Origin of the sequence: Rothia mucilaginosa (assembly GCF_001061665.1) — a bacterium.
In the GTDB taxonomy this organism is placed as follows: Bacteria; Actinomycetota; Actinomycetes; order Actinomycetales; family Micrococcaceae; genus Rothia; species Rothia mucilaginosa_A.
In genome coordinates this window covers 103,112-113,188 of the sequence record NZ_JVSP01000014.1, presented here as the reverse complement: position 1 = coordinate 113,188, position 10,077 = coordinate 103,112, and the positions used below count along the sequence as shown (strand labels likewise).

4 protein-coding genes are annotated in these 10,077 nt (G+C 62.8%); 3 read left to right on the top strand and 1 reads right to left on the bottom strand.

Annotation, left to right across the window (positions count from 1 at the left end; translation table 11 throughout):
• The first annotated feature begins 107 nt into the window (after positions 1-107).
• Positions 108-4,094: a S8 family serine peptidase gene (locus tag ADJ95_RS06835; protein WP_049333877.1), complete on the top strand. Its 3,987-nt coding sequence runs from the start codon at positions 108-110 to the stop codon at positions 4,092-4,094.
• Positions 4,095-4,431: 337 nt separating this feature from the next.
• Positions 4,432-8,469 (top strand): S8 family serine peptidase, encoded by a 4,038-nt coding sequence (locus tag ADJ95_RS06830; protein ID WP_049333875.1) that lies wholly within the window; start codon positions 4,432-4,434, stop codon positions 8,467-8,469.
• 97 nt (positions 8,470-8,566) lie between these two features.
• Here the strand turns inward: ADJ95_RS06830 and ADJ95_RS06825 are convergent, their stop codons facing one another.
• Entirely contained in the window at positions 8,567-8,938 is a 372-nt protein-coding gene (locus ADJ95_RS06825) for a recombinase (RefSeq protein WP_239662813.1), read from the bottom strand.
• Positions 8,939-9,157: 219 nt separating this feature from the next.
• Here ADJ95_RS06825 and nadE point away from each other — a divergent pair, with 219 nt between their 5' ends.
• Positions 9,158-9,991, top strand: coding sequence for an ammonia-dependent NAD(+) synthetase (nadE, locus tag ADJ95_RS06820; protein ID WP_049333870.1), 834 nt, complete (start codon positions 9,158-9,160; stop codon positions 9,989-9,991).
• Positions 9,992-10,077: the final 86 nt, after the last annotated feature.

Here is a 10,077-nt window from a genome sequence, read left to right as displayed (position 1 = left end):
ATGCACTCACTCGTCGTCTGCCGGTGGGGCCGCCTCCGCGCATCACCGATACACAACCACAGAGCACACAGCACTATCGAAAAATAGAAAATCCGAAGGAGGATTCCATGACAACGCCTCATGCGCCACGCCGCAGAATGAAGGCTGTCGGTGCGACCGGTTTGAGTGCGGCTCTTGCCCTTACTCTCGGCGTTCCCGCCACTTTCTCTGCAGCTCACGCTCAGAGCCCCCAGCAGGTCGAAGGAAGCACTGCGAGCGCATCCGGTGACGCTGCCTCGCGTATCAGCCCGGGCCTGCAGAAGGCTGAAGGCCAGATCACCGTGTATGTGCAGTTCAAGGGCAAGGGTGCATTTGAGCAGACCCAGTCCGCGGCTGTTCTGGCACGTAAGGAGGCGCCGGCGAACCGTCAGGCGCAGGTGCAGGCTATTGCAGCCCAGGTGCAGTCGCAGGCTCAGTCTGTGGCGGCTGCTTCTGGTTCTAAACTGATGTACACCACGCATAATGCGATGCGTGGTGCGGCGATTACTGGTGATGCTGCGCAGATTCGTGCGTTGGCGGAGCGCCCTGATGTGGAGCGTATTTCGCCGATTATCGCGAAGGAGCGCATGAACTCCGGCAGCGAGATCGACACGAAGACCCTCGCCACCTGGACCCGCGATCACACGGGGTACACGGGTAAGGGCGTGAAGATTGCGATCGTCGACTCGGGCGTGGACTACACTCACGCCGACTTTGGCGGCCCCGGAACCGTGGACGCCTATCTGAAGGCCAAGGCCATGACGGAGCTTCCGTCCGCTGATTCGGGCCTGATTGATCGTAATAAGTTCATTGGCGGCATTGACTTGGTCGGTGATGACTACAATGCGTCGGTGGCTGAGAAGTCGACTCCGCAGCCGGATAATAACCCGCTGGATTGCCGCCCGGATGGTTTCGGTTCTGGCGGTCACGGCACGCACGTGGCGGGTACTGCCGCCGGTTATGGTGTGACGGCGAACGGTACGACTTACCGTGGCGATTACAAGAACCTGACGGAGGAGCAGCTGAAGGGCATGTCCATTGGCCCCGGTACTGCTCCTGAGGCTCAGATTTTGGCGATTCGTGTGTTCGGTTGCTACGGCAATTCGAGTGTTGTGATGAAGGCGCTCGATACCGTGATGGACCCGAATGGTGACGGTGATTTCTCTGACCGCGCCGACATTGTGAACCTGTCGCTCGGTGGCGAGTTCGCCCCGGCTGACGACCCTGAGTCGTACATGATTGATACGATGGCGCGCCAGGGTGTGTTCACTGTGGCTGCTGCCGGTAACGCCAATAACTACAACGGTGTGGGTGACACCTACTCCGATTCGGGTAGCCCGGCGAATGCTGCTGCGGCGCTGTCGGTGGCGAACGCCTACGGCTCCACTCAGCCGATTGACCGTGCCCGCGTGACCACGAAGACTGGTTTGGAGTGGTTGCAGGGTGATTATTCGGTGAACTTCGATTATTCGAAGGCGTCCGCTGATCAGTTGCGCGGCGAGGTTGTTGCCGCGCCGAAGCGTAACCGTTACGCTTGCGAGGCTTTCACCGCTGAAGAGGCGAAGGCCCTGAAGGGTAAGTGGGTTTACTTCGAGTGGGATCAGGACGACTTGTCGTTCCCGTGCGGTTCGAAGGTGCGTTTCGATAACGTTCAGGCTGCCGGCGGTGTTGGCGTGGTGATGGCCGGTAAGGCTGAGCGCTACACGATCGGCATTGGTGGTAATACGACCATTCCGGGTCTGCGTCTGACTGCTTCTTCGACGAAGGACCTGGAGAAGGCTCTGGCTGCCGGTCCGGTGACCGTCGAGATGAACCTGGACTACAAGGCTTCGGGCCGCGGTCCTCACTCGCACGCTTTTGATTTGAATTCCTCGAGCGCTCGCGGTCAGCACGGCTCCGATGGCTTCATTAAGCCTGACCTTGCGGCACCGGGTACTGAGATTGTGTCTGCCGCTGTGGGCACGGGTAATAAGGGTGTTTCCTTCACCGGTACCTCCATGGCGACCCCGCACGTGACCGGTATCGCCGCCCTGGTGATGCAGGCGCATCAGGATTACAACCCGCAGATGATTAAGGCTGCGCTGATGAACGGCGCGTCCACCCCGATCAAGAATGAGCAGGGTGCGCAGTACGCGGTGGATCGTGTGGGTACGGGCATGGTGAATGCTCGCGCCGCCGTGGACGCGAAGGTTATTGCGTACGATGCGAAGACCCCCGAGCGTGTTTCGACCGCGTTTGGTGTGCTGGAGTACACCCCTGATTCGGGTATTCAGACTGTTCAGCGTGAAATCGTTCTGGACAACACCGATTCGCAGGCTCACACCTACACTCTGAGCTACGAGGCAAGCACGACCATCCCGGGTGTGGAGTACTCCTACCCGCAGCAGGTGAGCGTGGGTGCCGGTGAGCGTAAGAACGTGACCGTGACCGTGCGCATCGACCCCTCCAAGCTGGAGAAGACCATGGACCCGGCGATGAGCGCCGACCAGGTCGCTCAGGACTGGACGACCGGTAAGACTCTGATTGCCGGCAAGCGCCAGTACATTGCGAGCGCTTCTGGTCGCCTGATTTTCTCTGAGAATGGCCGCGAGGCAATCCGCCAGTCGATTCACGTGGCTCCGAAGCCCGTCTCGAAGATGCGTGTTGATGCGTCCCGTATTGATTACAAGGGCATTGCCGATAAGGAGTCCACGGTGACTCTGCGCGGTACGACCCTGAACCAGGGCGGTTACCGTTCGCTGCTGGGTGCGTTTGAGCTGGGCGCGGTCAGCGGCCGTATTCCGACCGGCCAGCTGAAGCTGCCCTCGAACCAGGCTGTTGACCTGCAGTATGTGGGTGCCGCCTCGGATGCTCCGGCGTTGAAGGCTGCCGGCAAGAACCCGAACGATGGTTCTCTGTTCTTCGGTATTTCGACCTGGGGCACCTGGGACAGCATGCACTGGGGCCGTCAGGTACAGGTGCAGATCGACACCACCGGCGATTCGAAGGCCGACTACACGCTCGAGGTAACCCGAGAGAAGGGTCTGGACTACCCGCTGGTGAAGGTCTGGTCCATCTCCGGTAACGCATCCACCGTGGTGGCTCGCTACCCGCTGAACAGCGCCTGGGGCGACACCGACACCAACATCATGGACACCAACACCATGATTCTGGGTGTACCGCTGAAGGACCTGGGCCTGACCGCTGAGAAGGCTCAGAGCATCAAGTACACGGTACAGACCGACACCTGGTACAACGAGGGCAACGCCTACGTCGATGCGACGGATGCGATCACCTTCTCCCCGTTCAACCCCGGTGTGTGGTTCACCGGTGAGGAGTCGGGCGTACCCGGCCTGTTCGTGGACCGCGACGGCGGTCAGCTGACCGTTCACCGCAAGAACAACAACAAGGAGCGTCAGGCTCTGTTCCTGCACCTGCACAACGGCACCGGCGACCTGAGCGGCCGCACGACCCAGCAGGGTGTCGCCGACGGTGACCGCGCGCAGGTCGTGGACGTTCCGCGTACCATCCACGAGGCACGCTTCACCGACGTTCCGGCGGAGAACCAGTTCTACCGCGAAATCACCTGGATTGCCTCGCACCAGATTGACCGCGGCTACCCGGACGGCACCTTCCGTCCGCTGAACAACATGGACCGCGCCACCATGGCCGCGTACTTCTACCGCATGAGCGGCTCGCCGCAGTTCACCGCCCCGAGTACGCCCAGCTTCAAGGACGTTCCACTCAACCACCCCTACTACAAGGAGATTGAGTGGATGAAGGCCCAGGGCATCACGACCGGCTGGTCGGACGGCACGTTCCGCCCCGATTCCTCGGTGAACCGTGACTCGATGGCCGCGTTCTTCTACCGTTACGCCGGCTCGCCCGCGTACGAGGCTCCCGCCCAGGCCCGTTTCACGGACGTTTCGACGGATAACCTGTTCTACCGCGAGATCAGCTGGCTGGCCTCGCAGGGCGTGACCACCGGCTGGCCCGATGGTTCGTTCCGCCCGGTGGAGCCGGTGCACCGCGACGCTATGGCGGCGTTCGTGTTCCGTTACGGCACGAGCGTGCTGGGGTACAGCGCCGACCAGTAGTGAGGCCCGGCTGACCGGCTGACTGGCTGACCGGCTCACCGCGTGGGCCGGGATGCCGCCCCGGCTGAGGTGCCGGTGAGTCACGGCTGGTTCCGGTCACGGCTGATTCTGGTCAAGGGCGAGGGGGTCGTACCGCGTGCAGCAATGCTGCCCGGTACGGCCCCCTCGCCGTTGTTACGTTCCGCACCGCGGTGTTTCACGAGTCTGACTAGGTTAAACACCCATCTCCTTGAGACAATGGTGAGGGTTCTTTCAGCGCCCGCTTGAACCCCGTCGTTGAAGCACGGGCCGAAGACCCCTAGAAACACACCATTACAAGAGAATCAAGGAGCATCCAGTGGCTATTCTCCCTGAAGCTACCCCCGCTCCGAAGGGTTCGCGGCCACCGCGAGGACTTCGGCGCGTAGCCCGCGGCTGTGGCGCCCTAGTGCTGGGCCTGACCCTCGGGCTGACTTCCCTACCCTTCGGAACCCAGGCGTACGCCGCACCCGGCGTGGTGCGCGGTGACGTGGATGCGCCGCGTAGCGCATCCGCCGAGACGCCGAACCCGACCGAGGTGCTCTCCCCCAGCCTGGACGGCGCAACCGGCGAACGCGCCGTGTTCGTGCGCTTCAAGGGTCAGGGTGCGTACGCGCAGACCCAGCCGGATGCGGTCCGCTCCCGCGCGCAGGCCCCCGTAAACGCGCAAGCACAGGTGCAGGCAATCCGCGCCAGCGTGCAGCAGCAGGGCGCCTCCGCCGCGAAGGAATCCGGCGCGCAGGTTCTGTACACCACCCACAACACGATGCGCGGCGTGGCGCTCTACGGTAACGTCGAGCAGATTCGCGCGCTGGCGAACCGTTCCGATGTTGAGCGCATCAGCATCATTGAGGACATGGCGCCGCAGAACACCGGTTCCGTGCTCGATACCGACACGCTCTCCGTGTGGGCTCAGCAGCACGCGCAGAACACCGCCTCCACCGGCTACACCGGTAAGGGCGTGAAGATTGTGGTGCTCGATACCGGCATCGACTACACTCACGCCGATTTGGGCGGCCCCGGCACTAAGGAGGCCTACGAGAAGGCAAAAGCCTCCGACACGATTCCCGAGGGCACCTACGACCCGAAGAAGTTCCTGGGCGGCTACGACCTGGTCGGTGACGACTACAACTCCGCTAAGAAGGAGACTTCCACTCCCCACCCGGACGCGAACCCGCTGGACTGCGGCGGCCACGGTAGCCATGTGGCCGGTACCGCGGCGGGCTACGGCGTGAACGCGGATGGCTCGACCTTCCGCGGCGACTACTCCAAGCTCACCGAGGAGCAGCTCAAGGACATGAAGATCGGCCCGGGCTCCGCACCGGAGGCTCAGCTGATTGGCCTGCGCATCTTCGGTTGTAAGGGCACCACCGCGTTTGTCCCCCTGGGCCTTGACCGCGTGCTCGATCCCAACGATGACGGCGACTTCTCCGACCGCGCCGACATCGCGAACCTGTCGCTGGGCAACGAGTTCGGCGTGTTCGACGAGACCGTGAACTACGCGGTCGGTTCCCTCTACCGCGAGGGCATCCTCTCCGTGGTTGCGGCGGGTAACGCCAACAACTACAACGCCGTGGGTGACACCTACTCCAACTCGGGCGGCCCCGGCACCAGCGCCTACAGCCTGACCGTGGCGAACTCGATTGGTTCGACCCAGATGGCGGATCGCGTGAAGATTCTCTCCCCCGCGAACGAGGCGGACACCTACGGCGACTACTCGGTGAGCTTCGACTACTCGAAGGCGACCGAGGAGCAGCTGCGCGGCACCGTGGTGCGTGCCGCAACCCGCAACCGCTACGCGTGCGAGGCCTTCACCGAGGAGGAGGCCGCGGCGCTGAAGGGCAAGTGGGCCCTCATCGACTGGGCTGAGGCCGACGGCACCGCCCCCTGCGGTTCGCGCGTGCGCTTCGATAACCTGCAGGCTGCCGGCGCGACCGGCGTGGTCATCGCCTCCGACACGGAGGTGGGCGACACCGCCATCGGCGGCAACTCCGCTATTCCGGGCGTGCGTCTGGCCAAGAGCCAGGTGGAGCGCCTCTCCTCCCAGATTGATTCGGGCAACCTGACCCTGCAGCTCGGCGAGAACCTGCGCGAGTCGATTCGCGTGCAGAACGGCAAGCTGGATCAGGCGAACACCTCGACCGCGCGCGGTATGCACGGCTCGCACGGCATCACGAAGCCGGACGTTGCGGCACCGGGCACGAACATTTCCTCGATCCTGGTTGGCGGCGGTACCGAGGCAACCGTAAAGACCGGTACGTCCATGTCCACGCCGTTCGTGGCGGGTGTTGCGGCGCTGATTATGCAGGCGCACCCGGAGTACGGCCCGCGCATGATTAAGACCGCCATCATGAACACCGCCGACCACCGCATGCAGGATGCCTGGGGCAACCCCTACGCGGTGGACCGCGTGGGTACCGGCCGCATCAACACGCGTGCGGCGGTGGCCGACCGCGTGATGCTGTTCAACGCCGCCCGCCCCGAGCAGGTTTCGGATACCTTCGGCGTGGTTGAGTACACCCCGAACGCCGGCGTGCAGACCCTGCAGCACCGTGTGAGCGTTGAGAACACCGATTCGGTGGCGCACACCTACGCCGTATCTTACGACGGCAGCACGAGCATCCCGGGTGTGGAGTTCTCCTACCCGCAGTCGGTGTCTGTGGGTGCCGGCCAGACCGCCACGTTCACCGTGACGGTGCGCATCGACCCGTCGAAGCTTGAGAAGACCATCGACCCCTCGATGTACCCGACCCAGGATTCGCTGAACTACTCGACCGGCATGGTGACCATTTCGGGTGCCCGCCAGTACATTGCGAGCGCCTCGGGCCGCCTGATCCTGACCGATGCTGATTCCTCGGCCGCGGTGAAGACCCTGCGTATGCCCCTGCACGTGGCCCCGAAGCCGGTGAGCGCGCTGCGCGTGGCCGGTGCGGATATCCACTTCGATTCGAACGGCGCCGGTGCGTTGGAGCAGCGCCTGTCCGTTGAGGGCACCGCCGTGAATCAGGGCGGTTACCGCTCCCTGCTGGGTGCCTTCGAGCTGGGTGCTTCGAGCCCGCGCATCCCGACCGCGAAGCTGGGTGTGGGTTCGGATTCCCGCATGGACCTGCAGTACGTGGGTGCCACCTCGAACGTGGCGGCGCTGAAGGCTGCCGGTCAGGACACCTCGCAGGCGCAGCTGTCCTTCGGTATTTCGACCTGGGGTAACTGGTCGGAGGTGACCCCGCGCGGCACCTACTACGTCTTCATCGACACCGATAAGGATGGCACGACCGATTACCGCCTGCAGACGGTGCGCGAGAAGGGCCTGGACTACCCGCTCGTGAAGGTTTCGCAGCGCGGCCTGGACGGCAAGTGGCACGCAATCGCCAACGCCCTGTACCCGCTGAACGGCACCTGGGGCGATACCGATACGAACATCATGGATTCGAACACCCTGGTGATGAGTGTTCCGCTGAGCGTTCTGGGCCTGGACCCCGAGGCTGAGTCAACCGAGATTTCGTACTCGGTGACCACCGCGAGCGCGTTCTCCGCCACGACCGTGGTGGATACGACCGAGTCAGTGTCGTTCAACTACGCCACCCCGGCGCTGTGGTTCAGCGGCGATTCGGCGGGCGTTCCGAACCTGTTCGTGGACGCACCGGGCACGAACCTGGTGGCGCACCGCAGCGGTGAGGCGAAGGGCTCTGCCCTGTTCCTGCACATGCACAACGCGACCGGCGACCTGTCGGGCGTGAACGGTGCGGCCGGTGAGCGTGCGCAGGTTCTGCGTGTGTCGTCGTCCTCCGAGGCTCCCGCCGAGAGCGCGCATTTCAAGGATGTTCCGGCGGATTACCCGTTCGTGAACGACATTAACTGGCTGGCTCAGCGTCGTATTACGACCGGCTACCCGGATGGCACGTTCCGCCCGAATGGTTCGGTGGAGCGCGGCGCGATGGCGGCGTTCTTCTACCGCATGGCGGGTTCGCCGCAGTTCACCGCGCCGAGCACCCCGAGCTTCAAGGATGTGCCGCGCGACCACCCGTTCTACAAGGAGATTGAGTGGATGCGCGCCCGCGGCATTACGACCGGCTGGTCTGACGGTACGTTCCGCCCGAATGATGCGGTGAACCGTGACGCGATGGCGGCGTTCTTCTACCGTTACGCGGGTTCGCCGGCATATTCGGCTCCTGCGGTATCGCCGTTTAGCGACGTGTCGACCGGCAGCCAGTTCTACCGCGAGATTGCGTGGTTGGCCGATCAGCGGATTACGACGGGTTGGCCGGATGGTTCGTTCCGCCCGGTTCAGCCGATTGAGCGTGGCGCGATGGCGGCGTTCCTACACCGCTACAACGTGCGTGTGCTGAATAACCGCTAGTCGGAACGTTATATTTGAACGCTAAATACCCCCGGTGGATGCCGTACGCATCTGCCGGGGGTATTTGCTTGCCTCACCTCTGCCCGAGGCGGGCTAGTTAGCGCTGGCGGGCTTCTTTACGGTTGATTTTCTCAATGGCGGCTTCCACCTTTAACTTGCGGTGACTCAGCTTCCAGAGGCTAAAAGACTGAAGCAAGGTACTCTTACCAATCTCCACAAGGGAGGGCAGCCCCTGCCGGGTGAGTGCCTCATTGATTTCTTCCGGGGTGGCGCCCTGCTCCTTCATCTGCTCGATGATGATGTTCGCCTCCGCTATTTTCCCCGAGGTGAGCGGGTGGTTTTCGAGGCTGGTTTCGATGTCTACGAGCTCGTCGTAGAGTTCAGTTTTTGTTTTTGCCATGGTGCTGTCTTCACCGTCCTTGGTTGACGTGTTCTGTGGCGTAGCAGGTGTGGGGGCGTTTTCCCTCATCACCGGCTATTTTGAACGGTATTTGAACCGTATGTTCATGCTAACAGCCGCGCGGGTTGTCGCACAGGGTTTTTACCGGTGAGTATGCTGTGTATTTTCAGGGCTGAAACGATACTGAACCCGCCGCGTACGCCGCGCTGAACGCACCGTGTGGAACACTACCTCGCCTCCCTCGGCGGTTCACCGCGCTGGCTATAAGGTGGAGCGTACACTTAAGTCATGCGTGAATTACAGGCACAAATCATCCGTGAAATGGGCGTCAAGCCCAACATGACCGAAGAGCAGGCACGCGAAGAAGTGGAGCGCCGCATCCAGTTCATCTGCGACTACCTGGAAGCCACCGGAAGCCGCGGCCTGGTACTGGGCATCAGCGGCGGTATCGACTCCACCCTGGCGGGTCGCCTCTGCCAGCTGGCGGTCGACCGCCTCAACGAGCGTGGCCGCACCACCGAGTTCGTGGCGGTGCGCCTGCCCTACCGTGTGCAGCACGACGAAGAGGACGCGCAGGAGGCGCTGCGTTTCATCCAGCCCACCCGCTCCCTGACCTTCAACATTGCGGAGGCTGTCGACGGTTTCGACAGCGCCTACGTTGCCGCGACCGGCGAGCAGATCAGCGACTTCAACAAGGGTAATGTGAAGGCGCGCGCCCGCATGATCGCCCAGTACGCGGTTGCTGGCGGTCCCGGCTACCTGGTGGTTGGTACCGACCATGCGGCGGAGTCCATTACGGGTTTCTTCACGAAGTTCGGTGACGGCGGCGCGGACCTGCTGCCGCTGTACGGCCTGAATAAGCGCCAGAACCAGCTGCTGCTGCGTGTTTTGGGTGCGTCTGAGCGTCTGTGGGCTAAGCCGCCGACGGCTGACCTGCTGGACGGCGTACCCGGCCGCACCGATGAGGATGAGCTGGGTCTGACGTACCCGCAGATTGATGACTACCTGGAGGGTAAGGAAATCGACGAGGCGGCAGCTGCGAAGCTGGAGCAGATTTACCTGCGTAGCCGCCATAAGCGCACCACTCCGGTGACGATTTTTGATTCCTGGTGGAAGAACTAGCGCTTTACCGCCGTAAAACTAACGTAAAAGCTCCGGGCTCCTATGCGGGAGTCCGGAGCTTTCGTGTAAACGCTGACTGCGTAGGT